The organism is Deltaproteobacteria bacterium, from assembly GCA_030690165.1.
In the GTDB taxonomy this organism is placed as follows: Bacteria; Desulfobacterota; GWC2-55-46; order UBA9637; family UBA9637; genus JACRNJ01.
Window position 1 is genome coordinate 1 of sequence record JAUYHF010000008.1, and the last position, 23537, is coordinate 23537.

The 23537-nt window shown below is 43.2% G+C and carries 20 protein-coding genes; 4 read left to right on the forward strand and 16 right to left on the reverse strand.

Translation table 11 applies throughout. The annotated features are described in order from the left end of the window. Positions 1–239: 239 nt before the first annotated feature. On the forward strand, positions 240–728 hold the full coding sequence (locus Q8P28_02560) for an Hsp20/alpha crystallin family protein (GenBank protein ID MDP2681676.1): 489 nt from the start codon (positions 240–242) through the stop codon (positions 726–728). A 132-nt stretch (positions 729–860) separates the two neighbouring features. On the opposite strand, the gene Q8P28_02565 is transcribed toward Q8P28_02560, so the two are convergent. From Q8P28_02565 to Q8P28_02640, 16 genes are all read right to left on the reverse strand, one after another. Continuing rightward, complete coding sequence (locus Q8P28_02565) at positions 861–1925, reverse strand: response regulator (protein MDP2681677.1); 1065 nt, start codon at positions 1923–1925, stop codon at positions 861–863. Beyond that, positions 1922–2917, reverse strand: coding sequence for a tetratricopeptide repeat protein (locus tag Q8P28_02570; protein MDP2681678.1), 996 nt, complete (start codon positions 2915–2917; stop codon positions 1922–1924). Before Q8P28_02570 ends, Q8P28_02565 begins: the two co-directional genes overlap by 4 nt. Further along, positions 2914–3900, reverse strand: coding sequence for an MlaD family protein (locus Q8P28_02575; GenBank protein MDP2681679.1), 987 nt, complete (start codon positions 3898–3900; stop codon positions 2914–2916). Before Q8P28_02575 ends, Q8P28_02570 begins: the two co-directional genes overlap by 4 nt. Next, positions 3901–4572, reverse strand: coding sequence for an ATP-binding cassette domain-containing protein (locus Q8P28_02580; GenBank protein ID MDP2681680.1), 672 nt, complete (start codon positions 4570–4572; stop codon positions 3901–3903). 113 nt (positions 4573–4685) lie between these two features. Then, positions 4686–5171, reverse strand: a complete 486-nt coding sequence (locus tag Q8P28_02585; GenBank protein MDP2681681.1) for a transposase — start codon at positions 5169–5171, stop codon at positions 4686–4688. Positions 5172–5324: 153 nt separating this feature from the next. After that, complete coding sequence (locus Q8P28_02590; GenBank protein MDP2681682.1) at positions 5325–7883, reverse strand: SUMF1/EgtB/PvdO family nonheme iron enzyme; 2559 nt, start codon at positions 7881–7883, stop codon at positions 5325–5327. A gap of 296 nt (positions 7884–8179) precedes the next feature. Next, positions 8180–8965: an ABC transporter permease gene (locus Q8P28_02595; GenBank protein MDP2681683.1), complete on the reverse strand. Its 786-nt coding sequence runs from the start codon at positions 8963–8965 to the stop codon at positions 8180–8182. A 13-nt stretch (positions 8966–8978) separates the two neighbouring features. Continuing rightward, positions 8979–9731 (reverse strand): hypothetical protein, encoded by a 753-nt coding sequence (locus tag Q8P28_02600; GenBank protein MDP2681684.1) that lies wholly within the window; start codon positions 9729–9731, stop codon positions 8979–8981. Between the two features lie 23 nt (positions 9732–9754). Continuing rightward, complete coding sequence (locus Q8P28_02605) at positions 9755–10924, reverse strand: hypothetical protein (protein MDP2681685.1); 1170 nt, start codon at positions 10922–10924, stop codon at positions 9755–9757. A 116-nt stretch (positions 10925–11040) separates the two neighbouring features. After that, on the reverse strand, positions 11041–11913 hold the full coding sequence (locus Q8P28_02610; GenBank protein MDP2681686.1) for a hypothetical protein: 873 nt from the start codon (positions 11911–11913) through the stop codon (positions 11041–11043). A 101-nt stretch (positions 11914–12014) separates the two neighbouring features. After that, a complete protein-coding gene (locus tag Q8P28_02615) occupies positions 12015–13229 on the reverse strand; it encodes an S-layer homology domain-containing protein (GenBank protein ID MDP2681687.1) in 1215 nt (404 codons plus the stop codon). Between the two features lie 104 nt (positions 13230–13333). After that, positions 13334–14287, reverse strand: a complete 954-nt coding sequence (locus Q8P28_02620) for a hypothetical protein (protein MDP2681688.1) — start codon at positions 14285–14287, stop codon at positions 13334–13336. A gap of 56 nt (positions 14288–14343) precedes the next feature. After that, positions 14344–15774 (reverse strand): DUF799 family lipoprotein, encoded by a 1431-nt coding sequence (locus Q8P28_02625; protein MDP2681689.1) that lies wholly within the window; start codon positions 15772–15774, stop codon positions 14344–14346. 15 nt (positions 15775–15789) lie between these two features. Beyond that, entirely contained in the window at positions 15790–17490 is a 1701-nt protein-coding gene (locus tag Q8P28_02630) for a hypothetical protein (GenBank protein MDP2681690.1), read from the reverse strand. 132 nt (positions 17491–17622) lie between these two features. Next, positions 17623–19893: a DUF799 family lipoprotein gene (locus Q8P28_02635; GenBank protein ID MDP2681691.1), complete on the reverse strand. Its 2271-nt coding sequence runs from the start codon at positions 19891–19893 to the stop codon at positions 17623–17625. A gap of 217 nt (positions 19894–20110) precedes the next feature. Next, positions 20111–20290, reverse strand: coding sequence for a hypothetical protein (locus Q8P28_02640; GenBank protein MDP2681692.1), 180 nt, complete (start codon positions 20288–20290; stop codon positions 20111–20113). A 223-nt stretch (positions 20291–20513) separates the two neighbouring features. On the opposite strand from Q8P28_02640, the gene Q8P28_02645 reads away from it, so the two are divergent. From Q8P28_02645 to Q8P28_02655, 3 genes are all read left to right on the forward strand, one after another. Then, positions 20514–21731: a caspase family protein gene (locus Q8P28_02645; GenBank protein ID MDP2681693.1), complete on the forward strand. Its 1218-nt coding sequence runs from the start codon at positions 20514–20516 to the stop codon at positions 21729–21731. A gap of 192 nt (positions 21732–21923) precedes the next feature. Continuing rightward, positions 21924–22724 (forward strand): hypothetical protein, encoded by an 801-nt coding sequence (locus tag Q8P28_02650; protein ID MDP2681694.1) that lies wholly within the window; start codon positions 21924–21926, stop codon positions 22722–22724. 205 nt (positions 22725–22929) lie between these two features. After that, positions 22930–23307 (forward strand): hypothetical protein, encoded by a 378-nt coding sequence (locus tag Q8P28_02655; GenBank protein MDP2681695.1) that lies wholly within the window; start codon positions 22930–22932, stop codon positions 23305–23307. Positions 23308–23537: the final 230 nt, after the last annotated feature.

Consider the following 23537-nt stretch of genomic DNA (forward strand, 5'->3'; position numbering starts at 1 on the left):
TATCCTTACTGCCTGTGCATAATTCTCTATTGTGGCTCTTTGAGTCATGGGGTATCCTCCTTTTGTTTTGGTATTGGCTTACCATGGAGATACCCCTTTCTTGCTTCTGACACAAGAAATAATACATTACCGACTTATACATTGCCTTGACAACAAAAGAAAATAGGTATATATTATAAACAAAGGTTACCTTATGTAGTTGCAGGATGAGTGGAGGCTAACCCAGGGAGGTGATAAGTATGAAGGCAATCAGAAAATGGAGCCCCTTTAACGAATTAGCCACCCTGCATGAAGAAATGGATGACTTTTTCAGAAAGACAGTGGGCGCGATGGGTGGGCTGACTCATAGCTTTTGGGGGGAGGGAGAGACTTGGTGCCCAACTGTAGAGAGTTTTATAAAAGAAGGGAATCTCGTAGTGCGTTGTGATGTCCCTGGAATGGATCCAAAGGACATTGATATCTCTATAGTTGGCAACACACTTACCATCAAAGGAGAGAGAAAGGCTTCCAAAGAGGCAAAAAGGGAAGATTATCTCTTGAGCGAAGTGCACTATGGCTCCTTTGAGAGGACATTAACACTCCCGGAAGGTGTGAGGGCAGATAATATCCGAGCCAACTATAAGAACGGCATCCTTGAGGTTGCAATGCCTGCTGCAAAGGCGGTGCTTCCGAAAAAGGTTGCTATTGAGGTAGAAGGCGCTAAAGAGGAGTGGAGAAAGGCAGCATAAGTAAAAAAAAAAATTATAAGAATTAATAAAAAGCTTCCATCTCATCCAAAAGGTAACCGGGTTATAAAGGATAAAAAAACAATCCCAGATAGAACAGTTAAAAATCTGGGATTTTTATTTTAAAAATAATCCTCAATCCTCTCTTATAACAGGAAACTTTATACTTACAATAGTTCCCTTGCCCCCCGGACTTTCAACTGTGATGTCGCCTTTGTGATCCTGGATTATTTTGTAAGCGATGGTCAACCCTAAACCGGCCCCTGTCATCTTGGATGTATAGAATGGGTTAAATATACTTTTCAGGTTTTCTGACTTTATACCGCAGCCTGTATCTCTTATCACTAAGTCCATATAGCCGCCTTCAGAAGGTATTGTCGTAATTTTTATTTCTCCTTTTCTGTCAGCGGCGTCTATCGAGTTTTGCAGAATGTTTAAGATGGCCTTTTTAAGATTAGTCTTATCTATCATCAACAATGGAGGGTCCTGCATAAGGGAAAGTTTTATATCTATAGCGTCTGTTCGCATAGTCCCCCTTATATCCTCTACAGCCTCTCTTATTACCTCATTTATATCACCCTTTTTCAATTCAGAAACCTGAGCATTTTTATATTCATCTACCCTTTTCACAAGATTCTCTAATCTTTCCACTTCATGTATAATTAAATTTATATGCTCTTGCAATTGTTTATCTGCCAACTTTTCTTTTACCCGTCTTGCCAATCCCCCTATTGTCATAAGCGGGTTCCTGATCTCATGGGCAATTCCATCAACTAATTGGCCGAGGGATGCAAGTTTCTCCATCTCTATTAACCGCATCTGAAGTTCTTTCATGTGCAGGAGAGACCTTACCCTGGCAGAAACCTCTACAAGGCTCACTGGTTTGCATAGATATTCTTCTGCACCGATATCCAGCCCCAAGACCTTATCCTCAACATCTCCCCTTGCTGTAAGCATGATGACAGGTATATACCTTGTTTTCTCGCTTGCCTTAAGCCTTCTTGCAACCTCATACCCATCCATCCGCGGCATCATTATATCCAGAAGTATAAGGTCAGGGTCGAAGGTTTCAACCTTTTTGAGGGCCTCAAGTCCGTCATAGGCAACATCGGTTTCATAACCATCAACCCCAAGCTTTGAAGTCAAAAGCACCACATTCCCTTCATCATCATCAACTACCAACACCCTTATCTTTCTCACCGTTCTTTAGTCCTTTCTTTTCCCCGATTAAGACCTTCGGGGACATGTTTTATAAGTTTCTCCTTTTCCAGAGAATATGCCTCCGCGCTATTTTTATCTCCCAAGGCTGTATATATATCTATTATTTTATCAAGGAGTTTTAATGTTCTTTTATCATTCCCTCTGCTGCTGTCAACCGCATATGCCCTAAGGAAAAAATCCAGGGCTTTTTTAGTGTTGTTCTCCCTGAGACTTAATATGCCAAGATTAGACAGATCAATGGAAATCTTTGCGCTTAGCCCAAGTTTTTTATCTATTGCAAGGGCATTTTCATAAAGTTCTCCGGCTTTTTTATAATCCTCTTTTTCAACCCAAATATCTCCCAATCCCCGCAGCGAATCGGCAATATCCGCCTCCATGTCATAACCTTTGTTTAATTTCAGTGCGTCATTAAAAACCTTTTCTGCCTCTTCAGGTTTATTGTCGGCTTTGTATGCCATTCCCATTATATTAAGCCTGTTGCCTATCGTATGATAACCCTGTTTGCGGTCTATAGCCGCAGCCCTTTCCATGTTATCTATAGCATCTTTATTATTGCCGCCGGTCAGGTAATAATATCTGCCAAGGCTCGCATAGCCTTCAGAAAGGACAAATTGGTCGTTAAGACCGACGCCGATATGTACCACCCTGTTAAATGTTGTCCGCACATCATCAAACCTTTCCATAAGAAGATACAGCCTTCCCAGATTCAAAAGATTCACGGCAATCCCCTTCTGGTTATCCACGCTTGTATTCAATTGAAGCGCGGTTTGGAATTCAATCAATGCCTTATTGTATTTTCCAGCCTCAACTGCAAGAACCCCTCTCTGGTTAAAATCTATTGCCTCAATTTGAATCGCCGGCAATTCTGTTTTTTTTGCAGATGCGCAGCCGAAAAATACAGTAGACAGTAAAAATACGGTCACCAGACACCAGACACCAGACACCAGACTTGTGACTTGTGATTTATTCATTTCTCCATCCCATCCAGCGGAACAAGCTTAAATTCTTCCCTTGGAGGCAGCATTATATTTATTGGCCATGTATCCTTAGCCCCTTTAATAATCTCTTTTGTGTCACCCAGCATCTCTTCCGTATCCTCAAGCATATTTTTTACCCCATGGCTCTTTTTTGAGAGGACATCGCTAAACCCTTTTACATCGTCCATTATCTTTACAGCCTTATCCATAACCTCCGGAATCTTTTTTGATGCCTTCTCCGCATCCTCTGCCACAATATTAAGCTTATCAATCACAGGCGCGGCCTTTTCACCGATATTACCGACCTTGCCAAATGCAGAATTAGCTTCCCTGAATGCAGAGGTTGCCTCGCTGACAGTATTCTTTGCATCTTTCAATACCCCGTTCAGATTGGTCTTTGTCTCCAATAATCCCTCTGACAGCTTTTTAATATTGGCAATGGCCTTCTTTATATCGCCCTCCGGATTATTTATGTAGCCTATAGTTTCCTTAATCTCCTGAAGAACAGGCTTTACCTCTTTTACAATCAACTCTTCTATTCCCATCACCTTTTCATAGGGAAGTTCTTTCCCGTCTTCTATTATTATGGCAGAGGCAGGGGCTACAGTAACATCTACAACTGTCTCTCCTATGACCCCTTCTTTCATCATTCTGGCAACAGAACCCTGTCTTATCCATTTCTGATATTCTTTGCTTATCTCCAGGGCTACCTTTACCCTGGCCTCGGAGGTTAAAGACATGGACTTCACCTTTCCTATCTTAAACCCTGATAATTTTACAGGCATCCCTTCAATAAAACCCATTCCGCTGTCAACAATAAAAAATAGATGATATTTCTTAATGAACATCCCCCGTTCCTTTCCCATAAAAAAGAATATAGAGAAGAGCATCACAATAACAATAGAAACAAAAATGCCTACCTTTTTTTCAAGGTTTTTAAATCTGGGGTCTTTTTGCCCTGCCTTTGCCGTTGTCAATTAAATAATTCTCCTGTTTTCTATCCGTAATATTCTGTCAGGCATTATATCTCTTACATCCCTTTCATCATTGGCTAGCATAATGCTTACTCTATCTTTTTTAGCTTTATGAAATTCGTCTACAAAGTTTAGCAGCTGCAAACCCTGATGCGCATCCAATCCTTCCATGAGTCTATCATATATCATAATCACGGGGTCAAGCGCCATTGCCCTGGCAAGCGCAATGGCCTTTTTTGTATAAGACGGCAGCGGCCCGGGAAGTTCCCACATATCCCCTTTATATCCTACAGACCCAAGAAGAAAAACCGCCCTTTCCATTACAGTATCAGGAGTCAAATTAGTGTGATATTGAAGAGGAAGTATAACATTTTCAATTACCTTAAGATTGCTTATAAGAGAGGCATTCTCAAATACAACGCCGATACCTTGCCTCAATATGTCAATCTCTGAACGTTCGAGATCTCCTATATCTTTGCCAAAGAGCCTTACCCTGCCCTGTTGAGGGGTTTCAAGCCCCAGAAGCAGCCTCAATAATGTGGCCTTGCCTGAACCAAGCGGCCCTATAATGGCCGCCCTTTCACCTTCATAAAATTCCGCATCAACATCTTCAAATATCGCGGCGCCGCTGTCTGTTGCATAATAAAGCCCTCTTATTTCTATCAATTTATCCATATTAGTGTTTATATGTTTTTTCTTGTGGGTTCAGGTTTGCAACCTGAACCTTTTGAGTGTAACTCAAGGCTTCAGCCTTGATGCCTCAAACCTCTCAAACCTGAAGGTTTGAGTTACAGACAGGTTATATCAAAAGTAAAAGAACCATTAAACGAATATTCTTTATAATCAGATACAATCCCTTTTCTAACCGGGTTATTCAATACATACATCGCCGTTTCTCTAATATCCTCATCTTTTCTTAAGACATGGTCATAATAACTCAAGTGCCAGAGGTTTTTTTGAAATCTTTGTTTAAACCAATATCCGCTCTTTTGCTTAAAGAGTTTCATAAATTTCTTCACATCGGCATCTTCATCCGATCCTCTCAACAGCAAATGCACATGGTCAGGCATAAAACAAAAGGCGTCTACCGATACCCTTTCCTTCTCTGCTGTGTCTTTCATTATAGCGATTATTGGTTCTACAACATCAGATTTTTTCAAGTAAAGGTTTCTCTCTTTGGTCAGGATTGTTATAAAGTAGGCATAATATCCCGCATACTCAAAGTGTTTCAACCGCGGCCTCTTTGGAAAAGGCTTATCATTCTTAAGAGGCATAATACCTCGTCATATACCGTAACTCAAGGCTTTAGCCTTGATACTTCAAACCTGAAGGTTTGAGTTACAAAAAATGTCGCGTGCAGGGGCAATCACCCCTGCACCCCATCACAAAAAACCTTAGAAAATAGAATCTCAGAACTCAGAAAATAACTACTGGGCGGAAACAGAGAGACGAAAACCGTAGCTGCCGTAACGAGTAGAGGGCTCGTACCAGAGCCGGATAGATGCCCGCAAGTACTGCGGCCAGACCTTCCACGAACCGCCGCGAAGCACCCGGTATTGTCCGCTGCTTGGCCCTTTAGAATTATCCTTCGGACTATTCTCGTAATATCCACTGTCATACCAATCATTCACCCATTCCCATACATTACCGCTCATATCATACAGCCCAAGTCCGTTCGGTTTTTTCTGCCCCACAGGATGAGTCTTATTGCCAGAATTACTTTCATACCACGCAACACTGTCAATATCATTACTGCCTGCATATTTCTCGTTCTTGCCGCCGCTTCTTGCCGCATATTCCCATTCTGCCTCTGTGGGAAGACGAAATCCCCCTTGTCCCCCTTTTGAAAAGGGGGAATTAGAGGGGAATTTTTGATTGAGTTTATTTATGTATTCCTGTGCATCATCCCAACTGACTTTCTCAACAGGGCAGTTGTCTCCGCATTCTCTGAAATATGATGGATTGCTTCCCATAATTGCAACCCACTCTTTTTGTGTAACCTCATATTTGCCCATGTATAAAGCATCCACACATACTTCATGGACTGGTTTCTCACTATTATCCCCATCTCCGAAGGTATCCCCCATCTGAAAACACCCGCCTTTGACAAAGACAAATTCCATGCCGGTTGTGGGGTCTGCAAACTCTCTGGTTATCCTGCTTGTATTATAGTTATCCCCCTCTGGTCCCTGAAGGGTAAATTTAAGAGGTTCTCTTGAGCCATCGGATGCAATATTTATGGCTGCGCTTGCAACAAGTAAATCAGGATTCTGATAATACTCCCTTGCCTTTGCCTTAGGGATGGATATATTTATCCCTACTACTATATCCTTAATTAGCCCTGATATAGTAAACTCCTCTTTTTCCGGGGTATATTTTACAAACTTCCACTTTATCTCTTTATTCCCTACAGGGAATTCTTGTTTGGTTAGATTATCTCGCTGCTCAAGGAGTGGCTTAATCTGCCCTGACATACCTGCCTTCAACTGTCCTGTAATTGCTGTCTCTTTTTGGGATAATTCTGTCTTTAATGAGGATACCTCTATTTTTGCCTTCTCAAGCCTCTCTTTGTATTCCAACTCTGTCTCAAACATCTTATCCATCGGAGGCTGATTCTCTGCCTTTTTAATCTTCGGCTCATAATAGTCCTTTACAGGTTTCAACTGTTTTGGCATCTCTGTCTGATAATCACTCCCAAGTTTTGCAATCATAGTGTTGAGCCTTTTAACCTCTGTCTGTGCCTCTGTAATGCCCAGTGCGGATGCAATGCCTCCAAGCTCCTGTTTCATCTTTTCGGATTGGAGCTTCAGGTATGCAAGCCTCTCGCCCCTCTCCTTTTCCTGTATTTTAATCTTCTCAGCGTCTTTCAGCGATTCTTCCTCCATCCTTTTTCTCATTTCAGCTTCTCTTTGGGCAGATTCTTCACGGAGTCTCGCCTGTTTTAAGGCAGACTCTTTTAACAGCCTCTCCCTTTCAAGCTCCCTTATCTTTGCATCCTCTTTTCTTTTCCCTGCCTCTTGTTTGAGCCTTTCAAGCTCTCTCATCTCTGCCTCGAGGGTGGATACCTCCCCCTCCGACTCTTTCTTTAGTTTTTCAAAGTCAGGTATGAATACAAAATCGCCTGTTCCGTAAATCTTTCCTACCTGCGGCCTCTGTTTGTGCCCCTTTGACATGGCATCGCCGTAAACCTTCTTCTCAAGCTCAAGTCCCAATTCCTGTGCGGTTATGAAATCCTTGTTGTTTTTGAGAGCCTCTATAAGCCTGCCTGTGAATACGGAATGACCGTAAAGCCCGCCATCCAAAACCTCTTCGTTTTCGCCGCCGGCGGTTATTATCTGGCGGACAGGCTCACGGGTAATCTCCTCGAGATATGCCAGTTTATGAGATGGCTCAAGCCCTGCGCCCCTTGTAGAGAGGAGGAGTCCTCCAAAACATGCGTCCATTACAAAAAGGATATGTTTCGCAGGGATAAGAGGGCTTATATCAGAGCTTATCTGCTGCATGGATATGTTTTTGTGCATCTCGTTTATTTCAAGAGAGCCGTCATTGGGGATTAGATAGCCGAGTTTTTTCTGCTGCTGGGGAGAGCGGGTAATCCCATGCCCTGCAAAGTATATAAAAATTGCCTCATCTGAGCCTGCAGTGGCAAGGTCTCCTTGAAGAACCTTCATGATATTGTCCCTCGTTGCCTCCTCATTATAGAGGGTGATAATTTTACTGACAGGGTATCTCTCCCTTAAGACCTGCTCCACTCCTTTTGCATCCCTAACGGCAAATTTGAGCTGGTGTTCGGCTTTGAGGTTCTGATAGCGGTCTATGCCGATAATGACAGCCGTTATCTTGTCATAGAGGGCAAGGGTCTTTGCCGCTCCTTCATCACGGACGGTAATACGCACTCCTCTGGTATTGGGTGCGGAATAGGCTGTGCCGACAGCACAAAAAAGGAACAAAACAGAAAAGAAAAAAACTCCAATCTTGTTATACATTTTACACCTCCTTCATTCCGTAATGTAGTGCGAACCTTTAGGTTCGCTTTGAGCGAGGCTGAAGCCTCGCACTACGATAGAGACGGCATAGCCCACCCTACCATAAAAAAGATTGCGAGGAATAAAAGGATTTTTGTTTTCATGGCTGCCTCCATATCGTCTTAATCGTAACTCAAGGCTTTAGCCTTGATTGTATCAAACCTAAAGGTTTGAGTTACGCTTACGGTGTTTTAAGGTTTGAGTTACAGTCTCTTATCGTAATAACAGTTTTGTTTTCATATTGTTATCCCTCCGCCTTACATAAAAAACACTGCCGTTATAATGCCGTCCACGATAAACACCAGAAACAGGCTTGTTATAACAGCCTTTGTGGTCTCCTGAGGTATCTGTGTTATTGATTTTCCGACCCTCAGGCCGTGAAGCGTGGCAACAGCGCCTATTATAAGACCAAAGATTATGCTCTTTAAGAGAGACGCAATAACATCCATAAAACCCATTGTTTCCAGCACACTTGAAATATATACGCCAAAGCTTATACGTTTGCCAAAACCGGCAAGAAGATACCCGCCAAGTATTGTTATCACTTCAAAATAAAATGTTAAGACAAAGACAGAGATTGCAGTTCCTATGACCCTTGGCGCCACAAGATACCGCTTTGGCTCTATCCCCATAGCCTCAAGCGCAATAATCTCATTGTTCACCTGCATAGAACCAAGTTCTGCGGCCATCGCAGTTCCGCTTCTGGCTATGACAATAATAGCCGCAAAGACCGGGCCCAGCTCTCTTATAACCACCCAAACCAGAATTTCGCCTATAAGCCTTTCTCCGCCAAACAGGGGAAGTATGCTTATAACCTGCGTAACAATGATAATGCCAAGGATTGCAGCAATCCATGAAATGATAGAAAAGGCCTCAATGCCTGTGAAATATACCTGCTTATATATTACACCGGATATTGCCCTTCTGCCTGTGGCGAGATGAAAAAGAAGTGTATTTATAGAAGATATTACAAAATCTGCTATTGCATAGAGATCATAAAAAAATATCAGAACCTTCCTGCCGATGGAAACAAATATAGACATCTTTAACTACCAACTACCACCCTACCTTCACCATTAAAAACGGCCCGTTTAATTTAAAATCCACCTTATTGTCCCCGTCCGCTACTTTTAAATCAAACATCCTGTATCCGCCTGAGATGGTGGTAAATGGAACCGGGTTGAAATTTATATACGCCTCGCCGTCTATCAAATGATTGCCGCTGTATGCTATACCGGTAACCTCTGCGCCAATGGACAATAAAGCCGGCAGGCCAACCTGGGCGCCGAGTCCGATAGTTGGAATGGGCGCTGTGACTGAATAGGCTTTATCAACCCCAATGGCCGGCGCCTTTAGCTTGGCTTCTATGTCAAGGAGTTTAATATCAAAGATAATCCCTAACCTGTTGCCCAGCATATCTATGATATCATACCTGTATCCCAATCTTTGATAGAGTATATCCAGGCTTGAGTCAACCTTTGTGCTGGCAGTATATGTTTGACCTGCAAAGGTTACAGATTGAGTTATGGTCTTCTGGCCTGTCCAGGATAAAGGCATGTGGCCGTATATCAGATGGTGGCTGCCAAGGTTCAGATCTATCCTTCCTTCCCAGAAATTCTTTTTGTCATCCACGCCGAGGGTATCTACCAGATTAATCTCTGTGCCGATAACAGAGGCATCCGTTACCTTAACCGTTGAATCAAGGCTTGTAAACCAGTATCTGCCTTCCACATGCACAATGGCGTTTGCAGTAGAGTGCATGAGGCCGAACAGCATAACAACAAGAACAGCTAATAGTATTTTCTTCATCTTTACCACCTCCGTAGAGTTTTTTAAAATCCTGTATACCGTATTTTCACATTAAAGTCATCAAAATTTATAACCTTTAACCCTTTTTTCTTTGAAAGGCTGGCAGCCAGATAGATTGTCTGTTCAGGGTATTGCACTGTGAATTCTCCGAGGCCGTCTTCTTTTACATCTGTTGCCCATGCTATGCCCTGAAGAAATCCCTTTATAGAAAGATTGGTGTTTACATCGGTGATATTATCTATCAGCACCTTTACCTTTTTATTGCTCTCCTGCAGGTGTTTGGTGACAGCATCCTGAATCTTCTGCGAGGCCTTTTCCCTCAAACTATCTACCGCACTGAATGCAGCGTCTTTTATAGTGGCCCCGGCCCCTTTATCCTGCTCATAACCGCTGGCAATGATCTGTCTTGGCCCGCTGCCTTTTCCGGCAATAAGGCGGTATGTAAGCCGCGCAGTAACAACATTATAAGGAAGCTTCATGCCGCCGCCAATATCCTTGCCTTCTTCTCCTGTAACAGTGGTGTCTATCTTTCCGATAAGGATTACATTTGAAAGGTATTTATAAACAAGGCCCCGGAGTGATAGAAAATTATTGGTCTTCATGGCCTGTTCAACCTGGCTTGCAGTCAAGGTATGCTCGCTGCCGGCAACATCATAAACCTGATAGCCATGAGACGCCAGATTATTTATAATCCCCTCAGCCAATGGATTGGATTCTTCAATATCACCGTCTGGAAATCTGGCAGGTATAAAAACTGTTACTGATGTGTTTCTCGCAAGTTCAATAATTGCCTCTTTTGCGCTGGCAGGAATTACGGATGCACTTATCTTCACCCAATAGATGTCGTTCTTTTGTCCCTCTCCCTGTATCTTAAAGTCCCTGACGCTGCCGCCAACCTTCTTTTTTATCGTCTCATCCATTAAAGCAGAATCCTGAACAATTGTCAGGGACTTTACCTCAACCCCAACTGTCTTTTCTATGGCGTCCCATTTGGCTCTGGCAACGGCCTCCAGTTTTGCAGAAGGGATATCGCCTTCAAGTATTGCTGCCTCGCCTGAAGCATCTACCAGCAGATCTTCTTTACCCTGCTGGCTAAATGCAATAGAAGACAGAAGGGAAAAGCAAATAGCGAGCGCTAAGCTAATAGACGCAACCTTTATGTTGTGTTCTATGCTTATGTTTTTATGATACATTTTAAGTTTGCTCCGAAAATACCCCATCCCCACCCTAACCCTCCCCTTGAAGGGGAGGGAGTATAAAATAGTCTCCTCTCCCTCAGGGAGAAGAAGAAAAGAGGGTGGGTTGTTACTTACTTCAACACAAATACAACCTTTGCGCCTTCTAAAAAGTTTGCTTTCTGGTTTGCGCTGAATATGCCGGCCGCATCATCACCGCTCACCTGCACATCAGTGAATTTTACAACACCGACCACCTTTACTACCATAGGGTTCTTGCTTCCCCTTTCGGATAATATTGCCTTTGCCTTGCCCACATCATTTGTGTAATCACCTGCGCCTCTTTCAACAAGGATATTCTGGGCAATCTTGGTGGGGTCATAAAGGATTTCGCCATTTTGTGCCAATATCCTGTTTATCAGCGCAGGCTTAAATGGATGCTCTTTTATGTCAAGTATAAGCGCGTCATACAACTGCGCCGGCTCAGCAGGCAGCGCGGCAGGAGGCGCAGGCGACGGAGCTACAGGAGGCACATACGCAGGAGCAGTTGGCTGTGGAAGCGCGGATAAAACTTGCGGCAAAAGCTGGCCGTTTAAGCCATCAGCGCCGTCAACCTGTATAGCAAGATAAACCACAGCAATGCCTCTAAGAGAATCGTACGCTTCGTAGATAATCTGGGCGCCCTTTATCATTCCCTCTACTGTGCTCCTTATCTGGTCAGATTCAAGCGCCATATCCTTCACGGTAGTCTGGCCTGTTACTATTACACCGTTTAGCACCTCAGCTACATTCCTCTGCGCAACAGCTGTTGCCGCCCTTTTGGCTGTAAGCTCCTTTTCTCCGGAGGTAGCGGCATCTTTCTTCGGCAGTCCTTCGCCTTTTACAACCAACTTGCCTTGTATAAAGGCCTGCGTGATATTTGTAACCTCCTTAGGCGGCTGCTCTGCCATAACAATAAAAGGCAGCGCCAGAAACAGAAATGAAAGCATAAATATCAATCTCTTCATAGAAACCTCCTTTTTTGAATACAGGTTGAGGTTAAGGCTGAGGTTGAGAAAAACCTATTATTTGTCTTTCCTTAACCTTGACCTCAACCTTAACCTGTTTTTTAATATATATTCATTTTCTGTCTCAATATCCTTATGGCGAGGATTGCCTCTGCGCCGTCCACAAGGTCGTTCACCCTGAATTCACCGGAAAGCTCCGGCTCCATTAGTCCCCTTGTTGTCATATTCATCACCGCATTGTACCATGTGGCTGTAGGCGGCACATCAGGGAATGGCGACTTTTCCTGGCCGAAATAGGCTGTGGCGATCTTTTCATCGCCAGTAAGCTTTATTAATACATCCTCTAAAACAAGGGCAAACTCCCTTCTTGTAATGCCATCAGCAGGCTTAAAGAGAAATGCCTTTGTTGTCTGGTCATAGATAGGCTCAAGACCCCTTATCCCCCACTTCATCATTGTAAGCGCTTCTTCCTTGAACTGATGGTTCAGCATATCAGCAGGGGTAAATTCCGGCTTTAGCTTATCTATCTCGCTCTTTATAGGTATCCTTCCTGCAAAGAGTTTATCTATCTTGATCTCATCTGCCAGAAGCGCTGCCATGTCGCCCCTTGTTACAGACTCCCTCATGGCTATCTCCTTACCCACATCGCCAAGCGTGATTCCGCCCATTGCCCGCACTATCTTGTCAACCCGCTTCCATCCCTTATCCGCTTTTTCATTCCACTTGCCTTCGCGTTTCATGTTGAGGACTTCGCTGAATCTATCCCTTGCCTTCTGGAACTCCCTTGCCTCAAGATAGGCAAGGCCCATGAAATAAGGGGCAGCCTCTCTTCCGTCATAATAGATAAGCTTGCGCTGCTCATCAACATTCAATTTCATTGCATCCTTGAAGTGGTCTTCCGCCTCATCAAGCCAGCCTTTTGTTTTCAATGCTGTGGCAACCCTCACGCCTGCGACATGATATGCAAATTCATCTTCTTTTGTATTCGCAAGTTTCTTCGCGTGTTTTAGGTGATCCATTGCCTTGTCTGTATCTGTCTGACGATAGCCTGCCTCCTTCTGAGACTTTGCCTTCTCGGCATTCACCATAGCCAAACCGCTGTGCGCAGGGCTGTATTCAGCGTTGCAGTAGAGAGCCCTTTCAAACTTTGCCTCTGCATCCTGAACCTTCCCCTGCTCAAGAAGCTCCATACCCCTTGCATAATGATGGGGCGGATTGTCTTCAGGGGTTGTGCATTTGGCAACATGCTTTGCGCAGCCGGAAGCAAACAGGACACACCCAAGAAGCAGTAAAACACTTGCCTTCAGATTCTTCATTTGACACCTCCTTTTAAAATATAGGTTGAGGTTTAGGTTGAGGTTGAGAAAAACCTATTTATTATTTGTCTTTCCTTAACCTTGACTTCAATCTTAACCTGTCTTTACTTTATCTCCCTTACAATATCACCTGTCTGAAAACCCATACCTGAGGAGGCAGCGCCCTCAGAGACCTTTTCATTCTGATGGCTTGTAAACATTATCTCGCCGATCTGTTTTTCTCTTTTGCCTATAACCCGGCCTGTATCAGGGTCAACCAAATCTGCCCCCGGTCTGTATACCCCAAGCTTTATGCCAGCCTCCAATTTAGACCTTGTCCCGCCCCTGAATATTATTGTCTTTCCATCCACAAGCAACACCTTACTCTGGAACGGCCTATTGTTCAATTCCTTTATCATTTCACTCATGGCCTTTGTAAGCGCATCTCTTAATGCGCCGTCCCGCAAACCCACATCAGCGCTGGATTTTGAGCCGAAACCAAGCACGCCGCCGGTCTTTTTTCTGTATTCGCCCATGCCTGATTTCTGTAAAAGTCTCTTGCCTGTGGCTATATCCACAAGGCCGTAATCCACCTGAACCCTTGCCACCTGTGTCTTTGACTGCATAATCAAAACATCTGAAGCTTCTTCAACCTCTGAATAGGCTGTTATAGAACCTGATACACGGAAGTCAATGGATTCAAAACCCTCTGCAGCGTTCTTTTTCCCTGTCTTTACAGCGCCTGTCTGCTGAAGTTTAATCACTTCTTCCTGCTCCTTCATCTCATCTTCAGTAAGCATTATGGGCTCAAGACCGGCTGATTTTACGAGCGTGGCCAAAGTATCAGTAGCAGGCTGCTCAAGGTTCGGCGTCCTTGTTTTATTCTTAAAGGTGATGATGCCTATGGTATATTCAGGCCCTGAATATTTAAGGCCTGCCTCTTCCAGTTTTGCGGTCTCACCAGTAAGGGTGGTGTCCTTCTTTACCGCCCCTGTCATAGTTGCCCCGCAGCCCGTAAATATCGCCAAAACAAATACTGAAAAAACTATGAAGCTGATTCCATTCTTTAGATATTTCATCTCTTTTTACCTCCTTTTTGAATTGCCTTTTAACTTGCTCTATCTTTGTATCTAAATCAAGGATTCTCCCCCATAAAAAGCTCCATCATGCCGGACATCTTCTTATATCCCTGTGGCGCCTCAAAGAGGTCTCGGGGCGGGCTGACAAGTTTTATATTCTTCATCTCCACAACAGTCTTAGCATCTTTATTTTCCATCTCAGCCCTTATAACAAACCTATCCAGGTCATTTGCCTCCCAGAGATAACCCTCATCGACAGCGCCGTCCTTATAAGTAATCTTTACCTGAAATTTATCACACGGATGGCCGTCTATCTTTTCCTCGCCGACTTTCTTCTTTTCCACCTTCGGCATATCTCCTTTCCCCTCTTTAATGGCTATCTCAAGATATTTATTCTTATCGGGGTACAAATTATAGCCTACTTTTAAATCAGGCCTTATGATAAATACCATCCTGCTTAAACCAGGCGGCATCTCACCCCCTTTTGCCTTCAATGTCTTGCCCATGTCCATCTCGCTTCTGAATTTATCCCCGAGTTTTGCAAGTTTCGCATCAAATACCATTGTTTCCTTATTTGACTTGATTGTTGATGTCGTAATCATATCAGCAGTAAAATCCCTTTTGCCCAGTTCGAAATATGCGGGCATGCTAAACTCGGGCATTTTAGGCTCGGGTATCACCGGCATAAAAGCAACTTGGGTTCCACCGCATAAACCCGAGCCAGGGCCAACCGGCAGAGTGTTAATTATCATGCCTACCATGATCTCTGATTCATGCTTCAGGAATGTGCCTGTAGCTTTTTTAACAGTCTTCTCGGCGAGTCCAGAGACAAATCCAGCAATAAACCCGCCCTGTCCTAACTGCTCGCTCATTGCCTTTTCAGGCGGCAGGTCGCGCCAGTTTTGCACCCCAATGTAGTCTTCAGCGCCCTTCACCTCTTTATCTTCTGTTAGTTTGCCAACCGCTGAGGCCCCGCCGGCTATTGTTCCTGCAATACCCTCAGTCATTCTTGTTTCGCTTTTAATGCCCTGACCTTTGCCCCATACAACCGCGCCTGTCTTAGCGTCAACAAGCTTAAATCCTGCCCTTACCTTTCTTATATTCAAGACCCCTGTGGTCTTTTCCTCAAAATTAAAGAGTGTGCCGTATATCACAGCATCAACACCAAGCTTTTTGCCCAGCTCCTGCGGATTTGTCATATCAAGCTGGGAGCCGAGTGTTATGCCCAGTTCATCCTTTAATATCTGACTAACCTCTCCTACAGCCTTGTTGATATAGCACCTTTCAAGCACCTTGGCCGCAAACATCTCCCTTACCTTTTCAGGCGCCTCCACATCGTTTGTATTATTCACCATAGGAAGCACGGCAACTGTCTTTATAGGATTGGCAGGATTGGGGGCTATATGCGGTCTGGGTATAGCACAACCGCTCATCCACAAAACAGAAAATAACAACAGCAAATAAAACAGATTTCTTGCATTTTTCATATGTCCCTCCCTTAATTAACGGCTTACCCCTACATTTTCAATAGGTTCAAAATGGGGAATGACTACGGTCATCTTTGTCGGTACCTTATCTTGAGGCACCAGGAACTTAACCCAGAGTTTAATGCGACCTTTTTGGTTAAGGGGATTTAAGCCCACGCTGCAAATGGGTCTTCCATTTGCATCCCGGCCTACATCGTATTTTATGCTGCCAACAGGATCGAGCAGGTAAACATCAGCCATGGTATTGTAGTCATTCCCCCTTGCCCCAAACTTATACCCAAAGTCGAGCTTTTGGTCGGATTCATTTATCATCACAAACCTGAGGGTAATCACCCCATCTGAAAACTTAAGTTCAGTTATATCAACCTTTATACCTTCTATCTCTCCCTCTATCCCTGTCGGAAATTTCCCAAGGGGAGTAGAAGAGCTTTGCGTTTCAGAAACAGGCTGTTGGCCTGAAACTGGCTGAGATGACGATGTCTCTGGCGCCTTTGCCTGTGGTGTCCCAGTTCCTCCAAACGTTATCTCCATGGTATTTGCTGTTGCACTGGTTACTTTTAATTTTGGGATGTCGGTAAACTTCTTTTTTGTAATCTCATCCGCCAATTGCTGGGCATTGCCTTTATAATCCACCTCTATGACAGCTACACCGCCTTCAACGCTCCTCTGATATACTGCATTGACCCCTCTTATCTGCGCCTTTATTGTGTCTTTAAAGTTTGCCAAATCAGAATATTCTTCAATCCCCCTTACTGTTATCTGAATGAGCCCGCCGGCCTGAACCTCCTGTGTCCATTTGGCGGTAATCTGGTCTATGAGCTTGCCTGAAACTTCTCTCGCAGCCCTTTCCAGAGCCTCTGTCCCGCCTGTAACCTCTGAGATGTGTCTGCTTACGCCGTGGCCTCTCGCTGATGCCAGAACAGCTCCATTGTCAACACGGATTGCTGAGGCAGTAATATCAGCAAGATAAGAGCCCACGCTGCTTCCCGATGTCCGGGGACCTGCCTTTGCCAATGCCTTTCCCTTTATGACAACCTCTGCGCCGAGTTTTCTTCCTATCTCCTTTGCCCCAGCGTCTGTTAAATCAGCAATGCGATAGGCATTTGATATGTCAATTTTACCCGTAGCCACAGAAATGTCAACTATATTAAATCCCTTGTTTATAAACTCCTCCTTTAATGTCGTCTCCGAGGCAGACATATCAAACTGCTGGCCCTTAAACTCGCTCTTGCCATACCACCAGAATATATAATATTCCTGCCCTATATTCTGCTCGGCAATCATAAATAAAACTCTCGGTTTCTCCACCCTTGCGTGCAAAAGCCCAAGGGCAGCCAGGTCGTTCTTAAGGTTTTCAACCGCTACTGCCGCAGATATTGTGACCTCGTATAGATTATCCTTTGGCCCTGCGTTTACTACATCATACTTTTGTATATATCCCTGCGTCTTTGTAAGGACACTATCCCGCACAAGCTGATAGTTCTCTACCATCGTCTCTGCCGCCACCATTGTCCCAACCGCCTGCTCCACTGCCTTTCTCATCGCATCCTGAATAGCCATATCCCTTGCCTTTGCCTCATTGCCAGGGGTAAATGGAGCAACGCCGGTGGCGCTGACAACCTGAGATTCTGCATGAGAAACAGAAGGCAGCGGCCAGTATACAGCGAACAGTAAAAACACTGCGCCACCTATTGCCAAATTCTTAATTATCTTCATAATAATTCCTCCCTTTTCAAATGTCGAATGCAGGAGACATGGAGTGTAACTCAAGGCTTTAGCCTTGATAATCTCAAACCTGAAGGTTTGAGTTACAGTTTCAAGTCTCCATAATTCTACGCTACCAAATGTTTATTTCCCTTCCAGCCTCTCTAAAATAAACCTTATCTGTTTATCTCCTGGATTAAGTCTTAAGGCCTCTTTTATTGCAGCCTTTGCCTCTTCATCTCTCCCCAATTGATACAACAGCAAGCCGTATGCCTTTGAGAGGTTTGAATCAAGTGGGAATTTTTTCACGCCCTTTTTCAAAAAGCCGAGCGCCTTTTCATTATCCTCCATGCCCTGATATGAAAGGGCGAGGTAGTAATATGTTGTGGGGCCTTCCTCAAGTTTCAGGACATCCTCAAACTGCGTTGCAGACTTTCCAAAATTTCTTTCCCTGAAATATTTTCCGGAGCTTACCAGAAGTTCGGCAACCTTTGCCTTTTTTTCCTCCGGGCTTAAGAGTGTGTATGGATTCACCTGTACCTGCGCCGGTTTGCCGTTTGGATATTTATCATCCAGAACAGTTGAAACCTTGACATTGCCCTTAAGCCTCATTTCCTCATACACGATTGTTCCAAAGAAATTGCCATCCAACTGGGCTGATAAGTCTCCTGCATCTACATTTGTATTATTTGCAAATATATTATTTTCTTTAAGCAAAGGGCTGGATTTTGCCATCTGCAAACCAACCTTATTCTGGGTTATATCGCTTTCTTTGATTGTGGATTGCGACGATTCCAGCAAAATGCCTGTGGAGTTATGCCAGATGGTAGATTTAGATATATTTGGAGAAGGTGCGCCTGTTGTATGGATAGCTGTATCATTTTTTTCCAGAATCGCATTCCTGATATTAGCAGAGGTGTTGATAAGTTTAAGCGCTGTTTTAGCGCCGATTAGCTTTACAAATGAGAAATCTGCGTCGCCGCTGTCAACAATCACCCCATTCCATGTGTCTTCAGGCGCTTTCGGCAAAAATTCTATCCATTCCTCTTTTTTGCCGTTTGCAGTAATCTTTCCCAAAATCTTTAAGGAGGCATCTTTTTCAAATAAAAGTTTTGCATCGGGTTCAATGGTAAGAAGAACCCCTTTTACAGCAACAACAGCGCCTCTGACGACATAAGTCCCTGCCGAAAGGGTAGTATCACTCGTTATCTCGCCCGTTAAAATCTGAGACTCTTTTTGCCTTAAAGAGAGTTTAATGGCCTCTGACTGTTCACCCTGGTTTTTTGCGCTGTCCTCTGCAGTAACCCTATAGTAATAGGGATCTCCTGCCTTAGCGCTTGAGTCAACAAATCTCTCTTCCTCAACAAAACCAATGTCTTTGTAACCGGAAATAGGTTTTGTGCTTCTTGAAATATGATAGCCTTTCAGGTCATTGGCAGCTACCTTATCCCATGAAAGCTCAAGTCTATCCATAAATGCCCTGCCGTTTAAACCGGTAATATGCGGCGGTGGTATGGTATCTACGGATAAAAGCCCTGTTATATCAACAAATGAAGACTCCTCGCCTGTTGAGCGTTTTAAGGTTGCAATTACAGGCGCGTCCTTTATATTGTCGCCAGGCACAGCCACGTATTCTCCAAAATACTGGCCATCCTTTATCTCTTTCATAGGAAGCGCCTTTTTAAATCCGCCGATCTCAAACATAGCAAACAAACCTTTTTCACCATCCATTGCCACATTAAAGACCTTTCCCTTGCCAAAAGGCCCTTCCTTGACATTGGAAACAACTTCTTTTATAACAGGCCTTGCCTCTGTCTTAAAGCCGGCAGGCACTGGAATCTTTTCATTCAACTTCCACCCCAGGTCATTAATTACCCGTACCCGTTGAATCTCTCGTATATTAAAAGCAGATGAAACTGCTGTAATTATCAGCCCGATGGGGGTTAGGGGAACGCCGCCCTCATGGTATCGCGCAGATTCCCTGAACCTGAATATCTCTTCACCTGTCTTTGCGTTAACCATCCATATCTCTGCCTCAACGCCTATCTGGGAATATGCCAATGCATAGACCTTGTTAAAATTAGTAACCTTTCCGTATATAAGGCCGTCAACACCAAATGTCTCAGCAGCCTCTTTTGGTGGTATTTCAAAAATGGTCTTGCCTGTGGATTTTTCAAGCCGGGCAACCTTTTCGTCAACAATGTAGGGCTCTATTTTATTATATGGTTTTGAAGAAAAGTGATTTGAAAAACTCTTTTTTACCTGTCCTGACAGGCCTATTTCATCGGTTTCATTGCCAAATGGCAGAACTGCTACGGAGCGGGGAAGCTCCAGGACAGCCTCAGCTTTTTTTTCTGTCTGTTGCGATGCAGCGCAGGCGGAAAGGAGGAAAAGCAGTATAACCACTAAAAACATGTCCACGAATGCCTGTCCTCGAGTGCTTCTATCGGGGGATCCTATCGGGGAACAACGCGCCTTTCTCATAATGACTCCTATGATACCCCTTTCCTTTTTCCACCGCCATTTATGGGGGAGGGCAGGTGGGGGTGTGCCGCCACATCCCGGTGCTATCTTCTGTGGCGGCAATTGAGCCTTCAAACTATTCAAATAAAAACCTTACTGCCCTTAATGGTTATTTCTTCGGCTTCATCTGCGTATCGCAGCAAATGATGTCACATACGTCTGTACAACCGCATACATCATCTACCCTTACTGCGATTCCACAAACACTGCATGCGTATTTTGCCCCTTTCTTGATTTTGCCTGTTGAGGCCTTTTTTTTAACAGGTTTCTTTGCTGTTTTCACTGCCATGTCGGAAATCACCTCCTCTTTTAAAGATTTATTTACCCATTCATGTATAAATTTGAGCAAAGTATAGCATATCCCCAATGTATGTCAATACGCTTTCTGGTTCTGGCGTATTATAAAAATAGCTGTAAAAATAAAACACAAAACACAAAAATCTTGACATCCTGTGAAAATATTATCTATAATATGCTATATATTATTAAGTCTATATCTCAGGCTCAAACAAATGAAAAAGAGATATCAAAATATCCTCATCGTAACGCCAGCCCTTCTTATTTTTTCTCTTGCGGCGCATTATATCTATGCTGCTGATTCTCAAAGAGGCATAACCATACAAGAGAAGGAACAGCCGTCGGATGTCGTCATTGAAGGCGATTACTGGGCGTTTATCATCGGCATCAATGAATACCTCAATCTTCCAAAAGACAAACAGCTTGAGGCAGCCAGGCCTGACGCAGAGGCCGTTGCAGAGATTTTGCAGAGGAAGTACGGCGTTGCGAAGGAAAGGATGATACCATTATACGATAGAGAAGCTACAAGAAAAAATATCATTACCCGACTTCTCACATTGGCAAGGACATTAAAGGATAAAGATAATCTTTTGATCTACTATGCAGGACATGGGGTATACGATGAGACAGGAAGCGGCGCATGGGTGCCCTTTGAGGGTAAGTTGGAAGACCCTTCTACCTTCGTGAGTAATGATGAGGTAAAGGGTTATCTGGAGCGCATAAAGGCAAACCACATATATACAATAGCTGATTCATGCTTCAGTGAATCACTCATGGGCAAAACCAGATCAATACAGAAATGGGATGATTCAGCAATAAAGGAGTTGTACCAGCGCAAGTCCCGCATGGTATTGACCTCTGGAGGGTTGTCTCCGGTTCCTGATAAAGGCAAGGGGAACCACAGCACATTCGCATACTATTTTTTAAGAATTCTTGAAGACAATAAAAATCAATATCTAACTCCCATGCAGATATATAGCGAGCTTATGCCCCTTGTTACTAATGAATCACGACAGACTCCAAAGAGTGCTCCTGTTGCGCTGGTAGGGGATGAAGGGGGACAGTTTATATTTAAGAATACGGCCTATGCTAAAATAGCGCCGCCTGCTGATTTAAAGACCAAAGAAGATGAGGTAAGGCTCAAAGAAGAACAAAAAAGGCTGGAAGAGGAGAGGGCGAGCGCTAAAGAAGATTTGCGCAAATATAAAGAGGAACTTCAGCGCCAGATGAAAGAAGAGGCGCTGAAAGGCGAACAAGAATTAAAAGCAAGAGAAAAAAAGATGGAGGAGGGGAGGGCGGCAAAAGAGTTGGAGCAGAACAGAAGACTGGAAGATGAAAAGCGGAGATTGGAGCAGGAGAGGAGGGACTTGGAAAGGAGGAAGAAAGAGGAAAAGAAAAAAGAAGAGCCGACTTTTATACCGCCGGCTTTTTAGATAAGAGGGTGAAAAAATATTATACTAAACACTAAAAGTAAAGATATCAAGATATCATTGAGAATATCTTGAGAACTAAATTTAAGGAAAGGAGGTGTGTAGTAATTTACTGAAAGATGAGAGTGATTAGGTTGTGTCTTACAATAATGTCTAAATAATTGATAAGTTTAAGTCAAAAAAATGGAGGACTACATGAAAAAATTAAGTATCATTCTGTTAATGTGTGTATTTGTAGCAACAGGCAAAATGGATTTAGCATCTGCTGAAGAAGGTAAATTTACCGCAGTTATAGGATATAAAGGATGGTTTAATCAATGGTTAACCGGCACTCTTAACAATGATACAACAAATGGCGCAAATGTTTCTACATTTACATCTGATTACGAGTACACATCAATCCCTGTTATAAGTTTGCGTTACGATAATCTTTTTGTTTCCGGCAGTTACTATATGCCTACAAAATTCTCATTTCCAGATACGAGCTATCGCATAACATATACAACAGTCGGCACAATTACTGAAACTGCAAAGACGACGGCGGAGCGGGAGGAATGGGATACCTCAATCGGTTATTATGTTCATCCATCTATTGGATTAACCGTGGGCTACAAGAATATAAAACAGGAGTATACTACTACTCTTCGTTCGCCTGGTATTGTTTACACCCCCGCCACAACGAAGTCTACAACTACTATCAAGGGACCAACAGTAGGGATTACAGGAGGTTATCCTCTGGGTTCAGGATTTGGCGCATATTATGCTTTCAGCTACGGCTGGCTGGAATCTTCGTATGAAGGTGTAAGCAGAACAGATGATTCATCATATAGATTAACTGACATTGGGTTTTCGTTTAAACCTGGAACCGCCCCGCTCGCCTTCACATTAGGATATAGGTCTCAGCTTATTGACACCAAATTTCCCACAAATCTTGGCGAGCAAATCGGACCTGATGATACGAAAGGTTTTGTATTGGGCGCAAATCTGATTTTCTAATTCACAGTTTTCTGTGAATAGGTGGTGCTCCTATTGGCGGTGGATTCAATATGCGGAAGAGGGGGAGAGATTCTACCCCCTCTTTTTAATTTTTTAAAAGTAAGTTGATTGTGAAAATTGGGTTAAGAGTCCGTCAACATGAAAATACAAGTTAAAATCAACTTAAAATTGGTTTGAAATAGATTTCTATTTTCATGGGAGAATTATGAGAAAATTGATATTATTATTGTTACCAATTTTAATTTTCTTTAATGCATGTGCCGAAACAACATTATTGGTTTATAAAAACAATAAACGAGAAGAAAAAGAAAAAGGAAATATCACTGCAATTACTGCCACTTTAAAATCCAACCAAGAAGGAGAGATGATAATTCATACTAAGGATTTACATTGTAATTCTTATTTTCTCTCACAATCTATAATGTTAAAGATTGTTGAGATGTTTAATAATGGTAAAATAAATAAGATTTATTGTTTTGTAGGAGATATAAATGGATTTGATCAAAATGCAGATCAAATTACCATATATACTTCTGAATATGGCTCTAATCGTTTAATTTTTATACCTCCCCCTGCTTTTTAAAAAAATGGCTTTGGGGTCAAACCTTCATTATTTATTTATAGGGTTAGGTGGTCAATTCTTTCACATTGACAATCCCGCCTCAATTCTATCTGCCAACTGCTGTCCGCAACCCACAACTCCAGAGTTTGTAAAAAACAGGACATTTGTAATTTGGCTTTACAAAAAACAGAAAAACCTTGACAACACATGCGATTATCCTGTATTTTAAAATATTCAAAATCTTTAGGGAA

Bases quoted from the DNA above. Each gene is read 5' to 3' on its own strand.
- Q8P28_02590 (MDP2681682.1), bottom strand. From the start codon at position 7,883: ATGTATAACAAGATTGGAGTTTTTTTCTTTTCTGTTTTGTTCCTTTTT.
- Q8P28_02610 (MDP2681686.1), bottom strand. From the start codon at position 11,913: ATGAAGAGATTGATATTTATGCTTTCATTTCTGTTTCTGGCGCTGCCT.
- Q8P28_02600 (MDP2681684.1), bottom strand. From the start codon at position 9,731: ATGAAGAAAATACTATTAGCTGTTCTTGTTGTTATGCTGTTCGGCCTC.
- Q8P28_02560 (MDP2681676.1), top strand. From the start codon at position 240: ATGAAGGCAATCAGAAAATGGAGCCCCTTTAACGAATTAGCCACCCTG.
- Q8P28_02635 (MDP2681691.1), bottom strand. From the start codon at position 19,893: ATGTTTTTAGTGGTTATACTGCTTTTCCTCCTTTCCGCCTGCGCTGCA.
- Q8P28_02605 (MDP2681685.1), bottom strand. From the start codon at position 10,924: ATGTATCATAAAAACATAAGCATAGAACACAACATAAAGGTTGCGTCT.
- Q8P28_02650 (MDP2681694.1), top strand. From the start codon at position 21,924: ATGAAAAAATTAAGTATCATTCTGTTAATGTGTGTATTTGTAGCAACA.
- Q8P28_02630 (MDP2681690.1), bottom strand. From the start codon at position 17,490: ATGAAGATAATTAAGAATTTGGCAATAGGTGGCGCAGTGTTTTTACTG.
- Q8P28_02640 (MDP2681692.1), bottom strand. From the start codon at position 20,290: ATGGCAGTGAAAACAGCAAAGAAACCTGTTAAAAAAAAGGCCTCAACA.
- Q8P28_02570 (MDP2681678.1), bottom strand. From the start codon at position 2,917: ATGAATAAATCACAAGTCACAAGTCTGGTGTCTGGTGTCTGGTGTCTG.
- Q8P28_02615 (MDP2681687.1), bottom strand. From the start codon at position 13,229: ATGAAGAATCTGAAGGCAAGTGTTTTACTGCTTCTTGGGTGTGTCCTG.
- Q8P28_02655 (MDP2681695.1), top strand. From the start codon at position 22,930: ATGAGAAAATTGATATTATTATTGTTACCAATTTTAATTTTCTTTAAT.
- Q8P28_02595 (MDP2681683.1), bottom strand. From the start codon at position 8,965: ATGTCTATATTTGTTTCCATCGGCAGGAAGGTTCTGATATTTTTTTAT.
- Q8P28_02580 (MDP2681680.1), bottom strand. From the start codon at position 4,572: ATGGATAAATTGATAGAAATAAGAGGGCTTTATTATGCAACAGACAGC.
- Q8P28_02645 (MDP2681693.1), top strand. From the start codon at position 20,514: ATGAAAAAGAGATATCAAAATATCCTCATCGTAACGCCAGCCCTTCTT.
- Q8P28_02625 (MDP2681689.1), bottom strand. From the start codon at position 15,774: ATGAAAAATGCAAGAAATCTGTTTTATTTGCTGTTGTTATTTTCTGTT.
- Q8P28_02620 (MDP2681688.1), bottom strand. From the start codon at position 14,287: ATGAAATATCTAAAGAATGGAATCAGCTTCATAGTTTTTTCAGTATTT.
- Q8P28_02585 (MDP2681681.1), bottom strand. From the start codon at position 5,171: ATGCCTCTTAAGAATGATAAGCCTTTTCCAAAGAGGCCGCGGTTGAAA.